This window comes from Blastococcus sp. SYSU D01042, from assembly GCF_054050515.1.
Genome location: NZ_JBJGZM010000006.1, coordinates 17,079 through 34,743, shown reverse-complemented (window position 1 = coordinate 34,743; position 17,665 = coordinate 17,079). Strand labels below are relative to the sequence as shown.

15 protein-coding genes are annotated in these 17,665 nt (G+C 77.2%); 9 read left to right on the top strand and 6 right to left on the bottom strand.

All coding sequences use genetic code 11. The features are described from left to right. Positions 1-6 precede the first annotated feature (6 nt). A complete protein-coding gene (locus ACI79H_RS12380; protein ID WP_456554698.1) occupies positions 7-582 on the bottom strand; it encodes a TetR family transcriptional regulator in 576 nt (191 codons plus the stop codon). Between the two features lie 81 nt (positions 583-663). Between ACI79H_RS12380 and ACI79H_RS12375 the strand changes: the two genes are divergently transcribed. The 3 genes from ACI79H_RS12375 (at position 664) to ACI79H_RS12365 (ending at position 1,930) form a co-directional block, all read left to right on the top strand. Continuing rightward, complete coding sequence (locus tag ACI79H_RS12375; protein WP_456554697.1) at positions 664-1,119, top strand: SRPBCC family protein; 456 nt, start codon at positions 664-666, stop codon at positions 1,117-1,119. A 136-nt stretch (positions 1,120-1,255) separates the two neighbouring features. Continuing rightward, complete coding sequence (locus tag ACI79H_RS12370) at positions 1,256-1,528, top strand: GlsB/YeaQ/YmgE family stress response membrane protein (protein ID WP_456554696.1); 273 nt, start codon at positions 1,256-1,258, stop codon at positions 1,526-1,528. Between the two features lie 135 nt (positions 1,529-1,663). Continuing rightward, positions 1,664-1,930, top strand: a complete 267-nt coding sequence (locus tag ACI79H_RS12365) for a GlsB/YeaQ/YmgE family stress response membrane protein (protein WP_456554695.1) — start codon at positions 1,664-1,666, stop codon at positions 1,928-1,930. 27 nt (positions 1,931-1,957) lie between these two features. Here the strand turns inward: ACI79H_RS12365 and ACI79H_RS12360 are convergent, their stop codons facing one another. Next, positions 1,958-2,596, bottom strand: coding sequence for an MBL fold metallo-hydrolase (locus ACI79H_RS12360; RefSeq protein ID WP_456554694.1), 639 nt, complete (start codon positions 2,594-2,596; stop codon positions 1,958-1,960). A 118-nt stretch (positions 2,597-2,714) separates the two neighbouring features. On the opposite strand from ACI79H_RS12360, the gene ACI79H_RS12355 reads away from it, so the two are divergent. After that, on the top strand, positions 2,715-2,930 hold the full coding sequence (locus ACI79H_RS12355) for a hypothetical protein (RefSeq protein WP_456554693.1): 216 nt from the start codon (positions 2,715-2,717) through the stop codon (positions 2,928-2,930). A 13-nt stretch (positions 2,931-2,943) separates the two neighbouring features. Here ACI79H_RS12355 and ACI79H_RS12350 read toward each other — a convergent pair whose 3' ends face one another. Both ACI79H_RS12350 and ACI79H_RS12345 read right to left on the bottom strand, forming a co-directional pair. Continuing rightward, positions 2,944-5,466 carry a LuxR C-terminal-related transcriptional regulator gene (locus tag ACI79H_RS12350; protein WP_456554692.1) on the bottom strand — a complete coding sequence of 841 codons (2,523 nt, stop codon included), beginning with the start codon at positions 5,464-5,466 and terminating at the stop codon, positions 2,944-2,946. Next, complete coding sequence (locus ACI79H_RS12345) at positions 5,463-7,418, bottom strand: Hsp70 family protein (RefSeq protein WP_456554691.1); 1,956 nt, start codon at positions 7,416-7,418, stop codon at positions 5,463-5,465. Before ACI79H_RS12345 ends, ACI79H_RS12350 begins: the two co-directional genes overlap by 4 nt. A 291-nt stretch (positions 7,419-7,709) precedes the next feature. On the opposite strand from ACI79H_RS12345, the gene ACI79H_RS12340 reads away from it, so the two are divergent. From ACI79H_RS12340 to ACI79H_RS12330, 3 genes are all read left to right on the top strand, one after another. Further along, a complete protein-coding gene (locus tag ACI79H_RS12340; protein ID WP_456554690.1) occupies positions 7,710-9,122 on the top strand; it encodes an IniB N-terminal domain-containing protein in 1,413 nt (470 codons plus the stop codon). A 110-nt stretch (positions 9,123-9,232) separates the two neighbouring features. Beyond that, on the top strand, positions 9,233-11,137 hold the full coding sequence (locus ACI79H_RS12335) for a dynamin family protein (RefSeq protein WP_456554689.1): 1,905 nt from the start codon (positions 9,233-9,235) through the stop codon (positions 11,135-11,137). Further along, the gene (locus ACI79H_RS12330; protein WP_456554688.1) at positions 11,134-12,636 is read left to right on the top strand and encodes a dynamin family protein; all 1,503 of its coding nucleotides are present in this window, start codon (positions 11,134-11,136) and stop codon (positions 12,634-12,636) included. Before ACI79H_RS12335 ends, ACI79H_RS12330 begins: the two co-directional genes overlap by 4 nt. Here the strand turns inward: ACI79H_RS12330 and ACI79H_RS12325 are convergent. Together ACI79H_RS12325 and ACI79H_RS12320 are read right to left on the bottom strand one after the other, a co-directional pair. Continuing rightward, positions 12,589-13,215, bottom strand: coding sequence for a hypothetical protein (locus ACI79H_RS12325; RefSeq protein WP_456554687.1), 627 nt, complete (start codon positions 13,213-13,215; stop codon positions 12,589-12,591). The two genes, ACI79H_RS12330 and ACI79H_RS12325, sit on opposite strands and share 48 nt — an antisense overlap. A 115-nt stretch (positions 13,216-13,330) precedes the next feature. Beyond that, positions 13,331-14,125, bottom strand: a complete 795-nt coding sequence (locus ACI79H_RS12320) for an enoyl-CoA hydratase-related protein (protein WP_456554686.1) — start codon at positions 14,123-14,125, stop codon at positions 13,331-13,333. 318 nt (positions 14,126-14,443) lie between these two features. Between ACI79H_RS12320 and ACI79H_RS12315 the strand changes: the two genes are divergently transcribed. After that, positions 14,444-16,084, top strand: coding sequence for a protein kinase domain-containing protein (locus tag ACI79H_RS12315; RefSeq protein ID WP_456554685.1), 1,641 nt, complete (start codon positions 14,444-14,446; stop codon positions 16,082-16,084). Between the two features lie 64 nt (positions 16,085-16,148). Next, complete coding sequence (locus ACI79H_RS12310; RefSeq protein ID WP_456554684.1) at positions 16,149-17,657, top strand: serine/threonine-protein kinase; 1,509 nt, start codon at positions 16,149-16,151, stop codon at positions 17,655-17,657. Positions 17,658-17,665 lie beyond the last annotated feature (8 nt).

Genomic DNA, 17,665 nt, shown 5'->3' with positions numbered 1-17,665 from the left:
GGCCGCTCAGCCGGACAGCGCGCGGAAGGCCTCGTCGAGGGTCTCGTCCAGCGTGCGCTCGCCGTCGCTGTCGGCCCAGGCGAGCAGCCCCGCGGTGTAGGCGGCCAGCTGGGCACCGACCTGGACGACCTCGGCGGGCGTCGCTGCGGCGCCGGTGACCGACGGCAGCGCCTCCAGGGTCAGCCCCGCCGTGGCGCGCTCGAACTCCGCGGCGCGGATGCGCAGCAGCGGGTGACCGGCGATGAGCCGCCACCGCCTGAGCAGGTGCTCCTCCTCCTCGGGCGGCATGTGCGCGAGGTTCTCCGAGACCATCCTCCGCACGCGCTCGGCCGCCGGGAGGCCGGCCGGCTGGGAAGCGAGCAGCGCACGGACCTGCTCGGCCGTCGGCAGCGCCATGACGACGTGCTCCTTGCTGGGGTAGTGCGCGTAGAAGGTCGGCACCGACACCCCGGCGCTCCCGGCGATCTGGCCGACGCTGACCTTGTCGAACCCGAGGTCCTCGAACAGGTCCAGCGCGACCGCGAAGATCCGCCGGTGCGTGGCCTCCCAGCGGCGGTTCCGGCATCCCGGCGTCTCGGTCACCGGGGCATCTTGCGATGCCGACGCCCGATCGGCCAACCGCCGCCCCCAGCCGTCCCACCGGCCCCGGGTACGTTCGCCGCCATGAGCTCGGCGACCGGCACCCGCGAGGTGCCCGAACCGCGCGCGCAGGTGTGGCAGGCCCTGGCCGTGCTCCGGCCCTACTGCCCGGTCTGCGACGTCTCCTACGTCGTCACGGGCACCGGCCGGCGGACGACGTTCGTGGCGGTGTCCGGGCGACTCGACGGCGAGCCGCCCGCGGGTGCGCCGGAGGGGCGGATCCTCGAGTGGGTGCCCTCCCGCCTGGTCGCCACCGAGCTGGAGCTGACGCCCGAGACGTGGACGACGCGCATCGAACTGGAGGACACCGCCGGCGGGGGCACCCGCGTGACCATGACGGTCTCCCACGAGCCCCGCGGCGGTGGCCGGCTGTCCCGCCGGCTGCTGGGCCGGGCCGCCCGCACGATGGTCCGGCGGACGGTCGAGTCCGAGCTGGACAAGGTGCCCGCACACGTCGCGGCGCTCACCCGGAGTGACTGAAGATCACGAAAGGCCCACGAACGGGCGACCGGTGCATTCCTGATCGACTTCCGGGTACCGCTCCTGTCGTGCACCGGAAGCGCACCCGGCACCGTGCCGGGGGAGAGCGCCGGTCGACAGAACTCGGGAGTTGGTCATGGAGATCATCGGCTTGATCGTCGCGGGCGTCATCATCGGCCTGCTGGGCAAGTTCGTCGCCCCGAGCGCACGGGACAACACGCCCCTGTGGCTCACCGTCCTCTGCGGCATCGCAGGCGTGCTCATCGGCTACTACCTCGCGGCGGCGCTCGGCGTCGACGCGACCGACGGCATCGACTGGATCCGCTGGATCATCTCGATCATCGTCGCCGCGGTGCTGGTGGTGGCGGCCTCGACCCTCACCGGACGCAACAACCGCGCCGTCCGCTGACCCCTGGCCCCCAGGGGCACGGCCGGGCCCCGGCCCGACCGTGCCCCCGGGGGTCCCGCGCGCCCTCACCGGCGCGCTCCGGAGCCGCTCGCCGAGCGGCTCCGGTCCCACGTCCACACCAAGGAGACACCACACGTGATCGGCTTCCTCGTCGCCGGACTCATCATCGGCGCCCTCGCCCGGCTCATCGTCCCGGGCAAGCAGAACCTCGGGATCCTGGCCACCCTCGCCCTCGGGCTCGTAGGCTCGCTCATCGGTGGCCTGATCGCGCAGTTCTTCGGCACCGGTGACATCTGGGAGCTCAACGTCATCGGCTTCGTCTGCGCGGTGATCGCCGCAGTCCTGCTGATCGGCGTGGCCGAGAGCCTCACCCAGAAGCGGTCGCGCGGCGCCGTCCGCTGACCTCGCGCCGAGGGAACGCGGTCGGGCTCAGACCTCGACCGTGTCCCCCGGCGCCAGCCGCGCCAGCGGCGTGGGCGTCCCCGGACCGCGCTCCCCGAGCAGGCCGGTGACGACGCCCAGCCCGGTGTCGTTGAGCAGACCGTCGTGGACGGCGTACGCCTGGTCGGCGTCCACGGCCCGCACGTAGTCGATCAGCTCCGCCGTCCGGGACCACGGGGCGTGCAGGGGCAGCAGCAGCGTCGCCACCGGCTGGTCGGGCACGGTGAGGGCGTCCCCCGGGTGGAAGACCACCCCGTCGACCAGGAAGCCCACGTTCTTGATGCGCGGGACGTCCGGGTGGATCTCGGCGTGCAGCTCGCCGTGCACCTGGACCTCGAACCCGGCCACCGTGACGGCGTCGCCGTGGCCGACCGTGTGCACGCGGTTCCCGGCGCCGTCCAGCGCGGCCGCCACCGAGCCGTTCGTCCAGATCTCCAGTGCCGGGTCGGCCTCCAGCGCCGCGCGCAGCCGGTCGGGCACGAAGTGGTCGGCGTGCTCGTGCGTCACCAGCACGGCGGTGGCGCCCTCGAGCGCGGCGGCGTCGGTGAAGGCGCCCGGGTCGATCACCAACCGGCGGTCGCCGTCGGTGAGGACGACGCACGCGTGGCCGTGCTTGGTCAGCTCCATGCCCGCATCCTGCCCCGGCGGTGCCCCATCCGCGTGCGGGAGGTCCTCACCCGTGCGGGTGGGACGGCGACGGTGGGACGTCAGCCCGGCCGGTCGGGGTGCCGACACGATCCGCATGATGCTGCAGACCACCGCGCACGCCCCGGCCCTGGGCCGGGCCACCGGGTCGACCGCCGCGCTCTGGCACGCCGTGGAACTGCACCGCCCGGTCGCCGAGCTGGACGGCGCCTGCGAGCTCACCGTCTGCGGCGCGCTGGCCCGCGTCGTGCCCGAGGCCACCTGGCCGCACGCCGGCACCGACGTGTGCCCCGCGTGCGCCGTCCTCACCCGCTGACGCGGGTCATCCCTCAGCGCCCCGGGGCGACCTCGAGCCGCAGCCGGGCCAGCAGGTCGGAGCGGTTGCTGGCGCCGAGCCGGTGCCGCATCCGCGAGACGTGGTGCTCGACGGTCTTGGCCGAGATGAACAGCTGGGCTCCGATCTCGCGGTAGGTGCGCCCCTCCACCACCAGGCGGGCCACCTCCCGCTCCCGCTCGCTGAGCCGGCCCGTGCCCGCCGGCGCGGGCCCGCTGCCCGCGGGGGCCGCGGCGGGCGCGGCCGCCTCGAGGTCGTGCGCCTCGGCGAGCGCCCGGGCGCAGGACAGCAGTGCCGTGCGGGCCCGCGGGTCCAGCGTGCGCGCCGCCGCCTGCCCGGCCAGCCGGGAGCCGTCCCAGGCCAGGCCCACCGCGGCCAGGTCCTGCGCCGTGGTCTCCACGCCGGCGGCGTCGATGTCGCCCGTGAGCACCCGCAGCCAGCACCGGCCCGCCCGCGCCAGGTTCGCCGCGTACGGGCTGGTCCGGGCGGCGGCGACGAGCGCGGTGGCGTGCGGGCGCAGCGCCACCGGGTCGTCGACCAGGATGGCCGCCTGCGCGCCGCTCCAGTGCAGCGGCGTGGCCCAGAGCTCCGGGGAGCCCAGCCGGGCGAGCAGCGCCTGGGCGTCGGCCACGTTCGGCGCGATCCGGTCGCTCTCGCCCAGCCGGGCCCCGGCGATCATCAGCTCGCCCAGCGGCAGCAGGCTGAACAGGTCGATCGGGTACCGCAGCAGCGCCTCGCGGGCCCGGCTCCAGGCCGCCGCGAGACCCGGGGCGTCGCCGCTGCGGCGGGCGAGGCCGACGTCGAGGGCCTGCAGGTAGAGCTCGTCGCGCGGCTCCATCGAGTGCTCGGGGTCCTGCGCGCGGAGCAGGTGCTCGCGGGCGCGGTTGAGCCGGCCGCGCAGCATCGCCGCCCAGGCCAGCAGCAGCAGGTGCCGGGCGCGGCTGGGCGCTCCACCGGTGTCGGCGGCCACGGCCCGTTCGAGCACGGACTCCGCGACGCCCAGCTCCCCGCAGTGCAGGGCGACCAGGGCCGCGAGCGCGGACGGCGTCTCCTGGAGCAGCGCGGTGCGACCGACCGGCTCGAGCAGGGCGGCGGCCCGCGAGAGCGTCGAGAGCGCGGCGCTGATGTCGGCGTCCTCGCCCGCGCGGAGCGACTGCAGCACGCCCCGGGCCATGAGTTCCTCGCACCCGGCGAGCAAGGTGGGCACCTCGGCGGTCGCGCGCGGGGCCTCGAGGGCGGCCTGCGCCTCGGTCGCGGCGCCGCTGCTGAGCAGCGCCAGCGCGACGGCTCCCGCCCGCTGCGGTCCGGCCAGCCGGAAGAGCTCCGCGCCGTGCGCCGGGAGCCCGCGGTGGGCCAGCACGGTGGCCGCCACGCCCGCGGCCCGCGGACGGTCGGCTGCGGTCTCGTCGCAGAGCACGGCGTCGGCCCACCGCAGCGCCGCGTCGAAGTCGCCGGCGAGCGCGGCCGCCTGCGCCCGGCGGGCGCCGACGGAGGGACCGGGGGAGCCGCAGGCGACGGCGGCGTCCAGCAGCTCACGTGCCGCGGCAGGGTCCGACCGGAGCGCGAGGTCGGCCTGGCGCTCCAGCAGCTGCGCGGCCCGCGGGTCGCGCACGCGGTCGGCCGCCAGCCGCCGGGCCAGGCCCACCGGCTGGTCGCCCCGCTCGACGAGCAGGTCCAGCAGCCGTCGGCGCAGGTCCCGCAGCACCTCGGGCGGCGTGGCCTCGCCGAGCACCCGCGCCGCGAGGGGCACGAGGGCGCCGCTGCCGAGCAGCAGGCCGCTGGCCCGCGCCCCCCGCAGCAGCTCCGCGACGCGGTCGGGTGCCACCGCCACCAGGTCGGCGAGGACCTCGGTCTCCAGCGGCGCGCCGGTCGCCACGGCCAGCAGGAGCGCCCGCGTGCCGTCGTCGACCGTGCCCAGCGCGGCGCGGACGACGCCGAGCACCGCGTCGTCCACGAGCAGCCGGCCGTCGCCGGACGACGCCCCGCGGGAGTGCGCGAGCGACCGGAGCAGCGGCTCGACGAGCGCCGGCAGCCCACCGGTGGCGGCGACGACGGCGTCCAGGAGGTCCGGGGGCAGCGGCCCGCCGAAGCGGTCCCGCGCCCACCCCTGCACGGTGCCGCGGTCGACGTGCCCGAGGCTGACGAACCGGCGCTCGCTGCCCAGCGCGTGCACCAGCTCGGTGAGCGCCGGCGGGCGGGGCCAGGGCCGGAAGCCGACGGCCACCAGGGCCCCGGCGTCCTCGGCCAGCGCGCGGACCCGGTGCAGCGCCGCCGCGGGGAGCCGCTGCGCGTCGTCGACCACCACCGCGAACCGGCCGGAGGCGACGTTGGGCGCGGGGTCGGCGCCGAGGTGCACGACCGGCAGCCCGGCGGCGCGGTAGGACTCGGCCACGCTCGCCAGCAGGGCGGACTTCCCGGTGCCTCCCGGACCCTCCACGACGACGTGGCCGGGAGCGCCCGCCGGCCGGCGCTCGCCCACCGCCGCGAGGACCGACGAGGCGTGCAGGTCCGCGATCACGGGGCCACCGGGGTCTCGGTGGCCACGGGCGGGTCGGCGGTCGCGGGCGTGGCCGGCTCGGCCGCCGGGGGGTCGGCGATCGGCTCGGGGGCCGGTGGCTCGGGCTCGGGCTCGGGCTCGGGTGCCGGCGGGGGCGGGGGAGGCGGTGCCTGGGTCGTCGGCGGCGCCTCGGTCGTGGGCGGCGGGGTCTGGACGACCGGGGACGGCGCCTGCGTCGGGGGAGGTGCGGAGGTGGTCGGCGGCGGGGGTGCGGTGGTGGTCGGCGGTGCCTGGGTGACCGCCGGCGCCGGGGTCGTGGGGGGTGCCGGCGTCGTGGGCGCGGCCGGGGTGGTGGGCGCCGGAGCCGCGGTCGTGGGCGCGGCCGCCGCCGTGCCCGGTGCCGGTGCGGCCGGCGTGGAGGCCACCGCCGGGGGCGTGGCCCCGGGGGTCGTGCCGGTCGGGGCAGCGGCGGTCGAGCGGGCGGCCTGGGCCGACGAGCTGCCGGCGGCGGGCAGGCCCCGGACGGCGCCGGCCGTGCCGGCGGCCACCCGCTGGGCTGCGGCCCGTGCCGAGCCGGCCACCCGCGCGACGGCCGATCCCGGCGACCGGGTGTCACGGCGACCGGAGGCCGGCTGCAGCGCCTCGCCGCCGCCGGTGCCCGTGCGGTTCCCCGAGCCGCCGGCCCGGGGGGCGGGGGCGGGAGCGGCGGTCCCGGCGGCCGCCTCCGGCACGGCGGCGACCGGGGCGCCCAGGGCAGGCTCGTCCCCGGACAGCAGCGCGGCGGACAGCGTCGGCACCACCAGCACCAGGCCGAGCAGCAGGGCGGCGACGAGCAGGACCCGCCCGGTCGTCCGCTGACCGGGCCGGCCGGCCGGCCGACGCGACGGGCTGCGGCGCGGCGCCGTCGGCGGCCGGGCGACGAGCTCGCCGCGGGCGGTGGCCCGGCTCGTCCCGGTGGGCACGAGGTGCACCGGCGCGGCCGCCTCCTGCTCGGGGACCGCCAGGGCGAGGGCCAGCCGGGCGGCTCCGCGCGCCGCGGTGAGCTCGGGGTCGGCGTCGACGACGAGCGGCCGGCCCAGCGCCGCGGACAGGCACTCGCCCACCAGGGGGACCCGGGCTGCACCGCCCACCAGGACGACGGCGTCCAGGTCCGCGGGGGCCAGCCCGGCACCGTCCACCGTCGAGGCGAGCGCCTCGACGGACCGCTCGACGCCCGGGGCGATCAGCTCGTCGAGCTCCTCCCGGGTGAGCCGGAGGCCGTCGGCGGGCCCGCCGGCCGCGGGCGGCGGCACGAGGTCCGCCGTCGTGTCGGAGGACAGCGCCTCCTTGGTGCCGACCACGGCGTCCCGCAGGGCCTGCGCGTCGTCCCGGTCGAGCGGGGCGGTGGGGGTCAGCGCCGTCAGCACGTGCGCGAGCAGGGCGTCGTCGACGTCCGCGCCGCCCCAGGGGAGCGGGGCCGGGGGCGTGCCCACGTGCTCGACCTCGCCGCCGGGGGTGGCGCGCACCACCGCGGTGTCCAGCGTCCCGGCGCCCAGGTCGTGGACGGCGACGGTGGCCGAGCGGGGCAGCCGGCCGCTGCGGAGGTGGGCGTAGGTGGCCGCGAGGGCACCCGAGACCAGCGAGACGTCCGGGCCGACGGCGTCGGCGAGGGCGGTGCCGAGCAGCTCGCTGCGGTAGGACCCCCAGGACGGCGGGACGGTCACGACGACCCGCGCCGGGGGGCGGCCCCGCAGCGCCTCGGCAGCGTCCCGCGCGGCGAGCACCAGCTCTGCGGCGACCTCGGCGGCCGGACGGCCCCGCCCGCCCTCGTACAGCGGGACGGAGCTGCCCACGCGGGCCATCACCCGCGCCGTGCGCCCGGCGCCTCCGGGTACCGGGACGAGCTCGGGCTCGTCCGTCGCCTGCGACCAGGCCACCGCGGTGACACCGGCGACGCCGATGTCCACTCCCAGTCCGTAGTCGTCCTCGCCCATGAGACCCCCTGGCGTTGCGGCCGCCACCCCCGTGCGGTGTTGCGGGTCGGCTCCGGGCCGGAAGCTAGCCCGCGGATCCCGCTGCCCGACACCCGCCGGCGCACCGATCCGGCGAACAGCCGGTGGAGGGGGGCGACACCCCGGGTGCCCCTAACGATGGGTGACCGCGGATCCCCCAACGTCGGGTCACAGACACCGGACCGTCCCCCGATGAGCCCGGGGCCCCGCCGGTCGTTGACTGCCTCCGCCAGCCGGCCGACGGCGGACGGCTCGAACTCCAGGAGACACGCGATGACCACTGTGGCGAGCACCCTGCTCGACTTCATCCTCGGGCTGTTCCGCGACGAGGAGGCGGCGAAGGCCTTCGAGGAGAACCCGGAGGCCGCGCTGGCCTCCGCCGGCTTCCCCGACGTGGACCCGGCCACCGTCCACGCGCTGATGCCGGTGATGGCCGACTCGTCGCCGACGGCCTACCGCTACGGCGGGCGCGACAGGCACGACGACGACGACAAGGGCTACCACGGCCGCCCCGGCAAGCACGACGACGACGACGACAAGGGCCACCACGGCCGGCCGGGCAAGCACGACGACGACGACGACAAGGGCTGGGGCGGCCACCACGGCGGCCACAAGCCGGTGCGCGACGAGGACTGCGACAAGGACGACGGCCACTGGCACAAGGTCTGGCACGACGACAAGGACGACTGCGACGACGACAAGGGCTACGGGCACGACCGCGACCACGGCGGCTACAAGGGCCACGACGGCTACAAGGGCCACGACTACGCCGGCCACGGCCAGGAGGCGGCGGTCATCCACAACGTCCGGTACGTCGAGAACAACTACTCGCACGTCGAGTACGACATCGAGAACAACATCGACATCGACATCGAGAACGCGATCTGGGCGGCGCCGGGCTCGACGGTGGTCACCGGCGACGACAACGTCGTGGCCGGCCCGGGCGGCGTCGCTGCCGGTGACGACGTCAAGGGCAACATCATCAACAGCGGCAACGAGGACAACGACACCACGACGTACAACGACAACGACACGCTGAACGTCAACAGCGGGAACACCGTGAACAGCGGGAACACGGTGAACAGCGGCAACGTCGTCGACAGCAACGTCGCCAGCGGCGGCAGCACCATCAGCGACGACGACGTGAAGGTCGAGATCGACGACATCACGGTGGTCAACGACAGCTTCAACGGCAACACCGTGGCCGGGGACGACGTGGACCAGTCCACGAACGTCACGATCGAGGACTCGCTCAACGGCAACCAGCTGGCCGGCGGCGACATCACCGACGTCGACGTCGAGGTCGAGGACTCGTTCAACGGCAACAACGTCGCGGGCGACGACGTCATCGCGCCCGAGATCGAGGACTCGTTCAACGGCAACAACGTGGCCGGCGACGACGTCATCGAGGAGTCGGTCGTCGACAGCAACTTCGCCGGCGACGACGTCAACGAGGACTCGCTGGTGATCGAGGAGAGCCTCAACGGCAACAACGTCGCCGGTGACGACGTCAACGAGATCGAGGACTCGGTCGTCGTCAACGACTCGCTCAACGGCAACGACGTCGCCATCGCCGGCGACGACGTCGAGGACGTCGACCAGTCGAGCGACTTCCTGTCCGACAACGAGATCCTCTCGGACAACGAGCTGCTCTCCGACAACACGACCGAGCTGCCCGCGGCCTGATCCGCACCCCCACCGACCCCGGTCCCGGCTCCGTGCCGGGGCCGGGGTCGGTGCCCTGTTCCGACCGCGGACCCGGTGGTAGACCGGGGGCGACCTCCCGAGGAGGGCACATGGCCGAACCGAGGACCGACCTGATCGACCGGGCCGCCGCGCTGGCCGCGGAGTGCGAGCGGACCGACCTGCAGCGCCGGCTGGCCGAGGTCCGGCGGCGGGTGCAGAGCCCGAGCGTGCGGGTGCTCGTCGTGGGGGAGCCCAAGAAGGGCAAGAGCTCGCTGCTCAACGGCCTGGTGGGCGCACCGGTCTGCGCGGTCGGCGACGACGTCACGACCGTCGTGCCCACCGTGGTGGCGGGCGGCGCCGAGCCCCGCGCCTGGCTGGTCCGCCCGCCGGCCGACCCCGCGCCGCCGGCCGAGGACGGCGTGGCGCGCGAGCGCGTGCCGCTGTCCACGCTGGCCTCTCGGCCGCCGGACCCCGACGACGAGCACCGCCCGCTGCGGATCGAGGTGACGCTCCCCCGGAAGCTCCTGGAGGGCGGCCTCGAGCTGGTCGACACCCCCGGCCTCGGCGGCGTGGGCGCGGTCGCCTCGCTGACCGCCCTGGACCTGGTGCCCGGCGCCGACGCGGTGCTGGTGGTCACCGACGCCACCCAGGAGTTCACCGCTCCGGAGATGGCGTTCCTGGAGCAGGCCGCTGCGCTGTGCCCGAACGTCGTCTGCGCGCTGACCAAGACCGACGTCGCCCCGGAGTGGCGGCGGATCGCGGAGCTGGACCGGCGGCACCTGGCCGACCACGGCCTGGACGCGCCGATCTTCCCGGTGTCCTCCGCCCTGGCGCTGCTCGCCGCCCAGCACCACGACCCGGAGCTGCAGGCGGAGTCGGGGCTGGGCGCGCTCGCGCGCCACCTCCGCGAGCAGGTCGTGGCGCGGGCCGAGGTCCTGGCCGCGCGCTCGCTGGCCCACGACGTCGCCACCGTCACCCAGCACCTGCGGCTGGCGACGCGCACCGAGCTGTCCGGGCTGGAGGAGCCCGCCGCGCAGGAGGCGCTGGTGCGTGAGCTCGAGGAGGCGCGCGCCTCGGTGGACCAGCTGCGCCGGCGCTCCTCGCGCTGGCAGCAGGTGCTGGCCGACGGCGTGACCGACCTGATGGCCGACATCGACTACGACCTGCGGGACCGCTCCCGCGTGGTCACCCGGGAGGCCGAGGAGGCCATCGACGCCGACGACCCGGGTGCCCTCTGGCCGGAGTTCAGCCGCTGGCTGCAGCAGCGGATCGAGATCGCCGTCGCCGACAGCTTCGTCTGGGCCGAGCAGCGCTCCCAGTACCTCGCCGACCAGGTCGTCGAGCAGTTCGCCCGCGACGGCGGGGCGATCGTGCCTGAGCTGGCCATCGGCCAGGCCACCGACGTGCTGGCCGGCGTCATCGACCTGCCCGAGATCGACGACGGGTACCTGCAGCTGCGCGAGCGCTTCCTCATCGGCGTGCGCGGCTCGTACACCGGCGTCCTGATGACCGGGCTGGCGACCAGCCTCGCGGGCATGGCGCTGATCAACCCGATCTCGCTGGCGGCCGGCGTGCTGCTGGGCCGCAAGGCCTACAACGACGACAAGGCCCAGCGGCTCCAGCGGCGGCAGGCCGAGGCCAAGTCCGTGGTGCGGCGGCACGTGGACGAGGTGGTCTTCCAGGTGAGCAAGCACCTCAAGGACCGGCTGCGGGTCGTGCAGCGGACGCTGCGCGACCTGCTGAGCGACACCGTCGAGGAGATGACGGCCTCGCTCAACGACGCGGTCCGGGCCGCGCAGCGCTCGACCAAGGAGGCGGCCGGGGAGCGGACGACCCGCCTGCGGACCCTGCGCACGCGGCTGGAGCGCATCGACGCGCTGGCCGCGGAGGTGCGCCGCCCCGCGGCCTCGCCCGCAGCGGCCGAACGGCGCGGCGCGGCGGAGGCCTCGCGCGGCGCACCGGCGCCGCCCGGCGCCCCGCGCCGGCTCAGCGCGACCGGCGGGCCGGCGCGGTGACCGCCCCCGCGGGAGCGCGCGAGCTGCTGGACGCCGCGCTGGACGCGCGGCGTGAGCACCCGGCCGTGGCCGCCCGGCTGGCCGAGCACCGGGCGCGGCTGGACGAGCCGGTGCGGATCGCGCTGGTCGGCCGGGTCAAGGCGGGCAAGTCCACGCTGCTCAACGCCCTGGTCGGCGCGCGGATCGCGCCGACCGACGCCGGCGAGTGCACCCGCCTGGTCACCGTCTACCGGCACGGGCAGTGGCCCCGCGTGGCGGCGCGCACCCCCGAGGGGGAGCGCGACCTCCCCGTGCGCCGCGTGGACGGCGGGCTGGCGCTGGACCTGGCCGACCTGGACGCCGACGGCGTGGACCACCTGCGCGTGGACTGGCCGACGGCGGGCCTGGCCGCCGCGACGTTGGTCGACACCCCCGGCATCGCCTCGCTGTCCACCGACCTCAGCGCCCGCACCCGCGGCTTCCTCGAGCCCGCCGACGGCCTCCCCGGCGCCGACGCCGTCCTGTTCCTCACCCGGCAGCTGCAGGCCGTGGACGTCGAGGTGCTGCGCGGCGTCCAGGCCCGCGCCGGCAGCGGGACGACGACGATCACCGTGCTGTCCCGGGCCGACGAGATCGGCTCGGGCAGCCTGGACGCGCTGCTGCAGGCCGGCGAGGTCGCCCGGCGGATGGCCGCGGACCCGGCCGTGGCCGAGGTGAGCCCGTCGGTGCTCCCGGTGGCCGGCCTGCTGGGCATGGCCGGGCGGACCCTGCGGCACGGCGACTTCGTGGCGCTGCGCAGCCTGGCCGGCACGCCGCCCGACGAGCTGCAGCGGGTGCTGCTGACCGCCGACCGGTTCTGCCGTCCCGACGTCCCCGGCGGGGTGGCCCAGGAGCTCCGGCGCGCGCTGGTCGAGCGGCTCGGGCTGTTCGGGGTGCGGCTGTCGATCGCCCTGGTCCGGGCCGGCGTGGACAGCGCTCAGGTGCTCGCCGAGGAGCTGGTCCGGCGCAGCGGCCTGGCGGAGCTGCAGCGGCGGATGGCCGTCGAGTTCACCGCGCGGGGCGCGCAGCTGCAGGAGGACTCCGCCCTGGCGGTCGCCGAGTGGGCGCTGCGGACCTGCCCGGCCGACGGCGACGAGCAGCTGTGGGCCGAGCTGGAGCGGCTGCGGCTGCGCGCGCGGGGCACCGTGGAGCTGACCGCGCTGCGCCGCCCGGACGGCGTGCTCGCGGCTCTGCCCGAGGACCTCCGGGCCGAGGGCGAGCGGCTGCTCGGCGCCGTGGGCCCCGCTCCCGCCGCCCGGCTCGGGCTGGAGGGCGAGGACCCGGCGGACGACGACCTGCGGGCCGTGGCCGGCGCGGCGCTGGACCGGTGGCAGGCGCGGGGGACCGACCCGCTCGCCCCCCGCGCGGTGCGGGACGCCGTCGCCGCGGTGGTGGAGCAGCTGGAGGCGCTGCTGGCCGAGCTGGAGGCCGGGTCAGCCGTCGGATCGGCCGCGCCCGACGCCCAGCCAGCGGCCGGTTGACCGCCACAGCAGCCCGAGCGGGGCCAGCACGACGAGCGCGGCCTGCACGAGGAAGGCGGTCCGGTCCAGGTCGGACCCGCCGGAGACGACGCTCTGCGCGACGTCGGCGGCGACGAGGACGAGGACGCCGGTTCCCAGCAGCGCCCAGCGGGCCCACGGCCGCCGCCGGAGCAGCACGGCGGTCCAGAGGAGGAGCAGCACGCTCAGCAGCCCGACGGAGCCCAGCACGAGCGCGGTGGTGGCGGACACCCCGTCGCTGACGGCGTCCGCCGAGAGCTGGGGGTCGGCCTCGGTCGCCTCGGCGGTGAGCTTCCGGCGCAGCGCGTCGCCGTCGGCGAGCGCGGCCGCCACGCCGGTGCCACCGGCGACCGCCGCGAGGACCCAGCCCAGGACCGACAGCCGCAGCGCCCGCGGCCGGCGCGGGGCCGCCGCGCGCTCGGGGGGCGGGAGCCGGGTGCCCACGCCCGGCCGGGGCGGTGGGCCCGCGGCCGGCGCCGGGCGGTGCTCCGGGACCCGGGGCCGCAGCCCGGCCGGCGGGCGGGCGGGGGAGGGGGGCGTCTCGTTGCCCGGTTCTGCCACGGTCCTCCTCCGTCGGTGCCGACGTGGCGCAGCCTGGCACCGGGAGCCGCCGGGAGCACCCCCGTGCGACGCCCCGGACCCGTGTCGGTCGCGGGCGGCCCGGGTCCGCCTCCGGTCAGTGACCGGTGAAGACCGGCTCCCGCTTGGTGAGGAAGGCGTCGACGGCCTCCCGGTGGTCCGCCGTGCGCCCCGCCACCACCTGCAGCCGGGCCTCCAGGTCCAGGGTCTCCTCGAGGGAGTCCGTCGCCGCCGTCGCCAGCACCGCCTTGATCGCCCGGTAGGCGACCGTCGGGCCGGCGGCCAGCCGCGCGGCGAGCGCGAACGCCTCCGCGTGCACCTGCTCGGGGGCGACCACCCGGTGCACGAGGCCCCACTGCGCCGCGGTCTCGGCGAGGAAGGGCTCGGGGAGCAGCAGCAGCTCGGTCGCGCGCGCCCCGCCCACGCAGTGCACCAGCCGGGAGGCCACCGCCGAGTCGCTGGACAGCCCCACCCCGGCGAACGCGGTGGTGAACTTCGCGCCGGCCGCGGCCACCCGCAGGTCGCCGGTGAGGGCCACGCCCATCCCGGCGCCGGCGCAGGCGCCGTTGATGCCGACGACGAGCGGCACCGGCAGCCGGGAGAGGGCCAGGATCAGCGGGTTGTACTCCTCGACGAGGACGGGCAACGGGGCGTCGGGGTCCTCCGGCAGGTCCACCGCGCCCTCCCGCCGCGCCCGGGACTCGTTGAGGTCCTGGCCGACGCAGAACGCACGCCCGGTGCCGGTGAGCAGCACCGCGCGCACCGCGTCGTCGGCCGCCACGTCGCGGACGTGCGCGAGCAGCTCGCGGCGCGAGGCGGTGGACAGCCCGGGCCGCAGCATGGTGAGGGTGGCGACCCCGGCGGAGTCCTCCCTGGTCACGGTCTCGGGCATCGTCGTCCGCCTTCCGGGTGGTCGTCGGGGCGGCCGCCCCGCAGCCACCCTGCCACGGCCGGCTGCGCGCGCGGAGCCCTGCGCGCGGGCGCGGACCACCGTGGCCCTCCGTGCACGCTGCGCAGCCGACGCGCCGGGCACGCCGCGGAGTCGCCCGGGTCACCCCCCGCTGCCGGCGGTGCCGCCGGATCGCCGGGCGACGATGGGGACCGGCCCTCCCATGTGTAGACCCGGCCGGGTCTGGACACCGTGGGGGCGGGGGCGCGCACCGTCGTCCCCGTGCACCAGCCGGCCGGATGCTGACGAGGAGTGGCCACCGTGGTCGAACCAGGACGACGGTGCCTGGGCGACCGCTACGAGCTGCACTCCCTCATCGCGGCCGGTGGCATGGGCCAGGTCTGGCGGGGTGTCGACGTCGCCCTGCACCGGTCGGTCGCGGTGAAGGTACTGCGCAGCGAGTACACCGGCGACCCGAGCTTCCTGGCCCGCTTCCGGGCCGAGGCCCAGCACGCGGCGTCGCTGAGCCACCCGAACGTGGCCGCCGTCTTCGACTACGGCGAGGAGACCGCCCAGGACGGGACCGGCGAGACGCTGGCCTACCTGATCATGGAGCTGGTCGAGGGCGAGCCGCTGTCCGCGCTGCTGGCCCGCGAGGGCGCGCTCGGCCCGGAGACCACCCTCCGGCTGCTGCAGCAGACCGCCTTCGCCCTCGCCGAGGCGCACCGCATGGGGCTGGTCCACCGGGACGTCAAGCCCGGCAACATCCTGGTGCGGGCCGACGGCAGCGTGAAGATCACCGACTTCGGCATCGCCTGGTCCGCGCGCAGCGTCCCGCTGACCCGCACCGGCCAGGTCATCGGCACCCCCCAGTACCTCTCGCCGGAGCAGGCGGAGGGCAAGCTCGCGTCCCCGGCCAGCGACGTCTACGCGCTGGGCCTCATCGGCTACGAGTGCCTCACCGGCCACCCCGCCTTCGACGGCGACAACGCCGTCACCATCGCGCTCAAGCAGGTCCGCCAGGAGCCCGAGCCGCTTCCGGGCGAGCTCCCGCCGGGTCTCCGCACGCTGATCACGCGGGCGCTGGTCAAGGACCCGGCCGGCCGCCTCCCGGACGGGGCGGCGTTCGGCGCCGCCGTCGACGACGTCCTCGCCGGCCGGGAGCTCGCGGCGCCGCCCCCGGCACCCCCGACGCAGGACGTCGCCGTGCTGCCGCCGCCCGCCCTCGGTCCCGCGTCCGGCGCGACGGTGACCGGGCCTCCGGTCCGCCGCCGCGGCCGGCGGCTCGCGGTGGCCCTGCTGCCCCTGGTGGCGCTGCTCGCCGGGGCGGGCATCGCCGCGGGCGTGCTCCAGGCGGTCTCCGACGGCCCCCCGCAGTCCACGGCCGTGGCCGCCGAGCAGCGCGACAGCACCAGCATCCTGCTGACGGCCGCCGACCACGTCGGGGAGCCGGTGGACGAGGTCGCCGACCGGCTCACCGCCCTGGGCCTGGTCGTGGAGCTGCGGGCCGAGCCCACCGCCGAGGTGCCCCGGGACCTGGTCACCGGCATCTCGCCCACGGGCCGCCAGCTGCGCGCCGGCGACGTCGTCCTCGTCCGGTACGCCGTCCCGGTCCCCCGGACCGGGCAGAGCACCGGGGGCGGGTCGGGCTCGCCGTCCGCCGAGGTCGTCGAGGTGGTCCCCGAGCCGGTCGCCCCGCCGGAGGAGAGCGCGAGCGAGGTGCCGGTGGCGACCGAGCCGACCCTCGAGGCCGGCCAGCCCGCGCCGTCCACGCCCGCGAAGCCGACGACGCCGACCACGCCGACCACGCCCCCGACGACGCCGGGCACCCCGACGACGACGCCGCCGTCGTCGCCGTCGTCGCCGTCCACGCCCCCCAGCCCGCCGTCGACCCCGCCGTCGTCGTCCGCGCCGGCCACCCCGACGACGACCACGGCGAGCAGCCCCGTCACACCTCCGTAGGACCGCGGTCGCGGGACCGGCCCCGGCCGGGTACGACAGGGGACGACGGAGGAGGGTGAGGTCGGTGGCGGAGCCCGGACGGCGGCTGCTGGGCGGCCGCTACGAGCTGGGCACCCTGCTGGCGACCGGCGGCCAGGGCCAGGTGTGGCGCGCCCGCGACACCGTGCTCTCGCGCGCGGTCGCGGTGAAGGTGCTGCGCAGCGAGTTCACCGGCGACCCCACCTTCCTGGCCCGGTTCCGCGCGGAGGCCCAGCACGCCGCGCTGGTCGCCCATCCCGGCATCGCGACGCTCTACGACTACGGCGAGCTCGAGGACGGCCTGACCGGCGAGCGCCTGGCCTTCCTCGTCATGGAGCTGGTGGAGGGCGAGTCGCTCGCCGGGCTGCTCGCCCGCGAGCCGCGGCTGCCCGCGCCCCGCGTGCTGGAGCTGCTGCGCCAGGCCGCCGACGCCCTCGCCGCCGCGCACGCGGCCGGCCTGGTGCACCGCGACGTCAAGCCGGGGAACGTGCTCGTCGCGCCGGACGGGACGGTGAAGATCACCGACTTCGGGATCGCGGTATCGGCGTCCAGCGTGCCGCTCACCGGCACCGGCCAGGTGGTGGGCACCGCCCACTACCTGTCCCCGGAGCAGGCGGCCGGCGCGCGGGCCAGCGCGGCCAGCGACGTCTACGCCCTCGGCCTGGTCGGCTACGAGTGCCTGGCCGGCCGGCGGGCGTTCGACGGCGAGAACTCCGTGCAGATCGCCCTCAGCCAGCTGCGCGACACCCCCGACCCGCTGCCCGACGACGTCCCCGGGCCGGTGCGCGAGCTGCTGGCGCACGCCATGGCGAAGGACCCGGCCCGGCGGCTGCCCGACGGCGCCGCCTTCCGGGACGCGGTCGACGACGTGCTCGCCGGCCGGCCGCTGCCTCCCTTGCCCCCGGGCACCAGCCCGCTGCCGGTCGGAGCGCCGGGTGGTCGCGCCCCGCGGCGGTCCCGCGTCCTCGCGCCGCTGACGGCGCTGCTCGTGGGCGCGGCCGGCGCGGGCCTCGGCGTCCTGCAGCTCACCGGGGACGCGGCCCCACCCGCGGCCGCCGCTGCGGAGGCGCCGGCCCCGGTGCTGCTCGCCGCCGCCGACCACCTGGGCCGGCCGGTCGCCGAGGTCGAGGCGGAGCTGGGCCGCCTGGGGCTGCGGGTGGAGCGCGTCGCCGACCCGGCTGCCGCCGCGGCCGCCGACTCCGTCACCGGCGTGAGCCCGACCGGGACGCTGGACCGCGGCACCCTGGTGACGCTGACCTACGCCGTCGGGACAGCCGCCGCCGACCCGACGACGGCGGTCACCGACGTCGGCGCAGGCGACGTCCCGGTACCGGCCCCGGTCGCACCGGCCCCCGGGCCTGCGCCCGCACCGGCGCCCGCGCCGGAGCAGGTGCCGGTCCTCCCGGCCGACCCGCCGGGCCCGGCCGACGAACCGTCCGGAGCGGCGCCGGCCGGTCCCGGCGGCGGAGCCGGGACACCGCCCACCGGGCCCGGCAACAACAACGGGAACGGGAACGGTAACGGCAAGGGGAACGGCGGCCGCGGGAAGGGCTGACCGCGCCG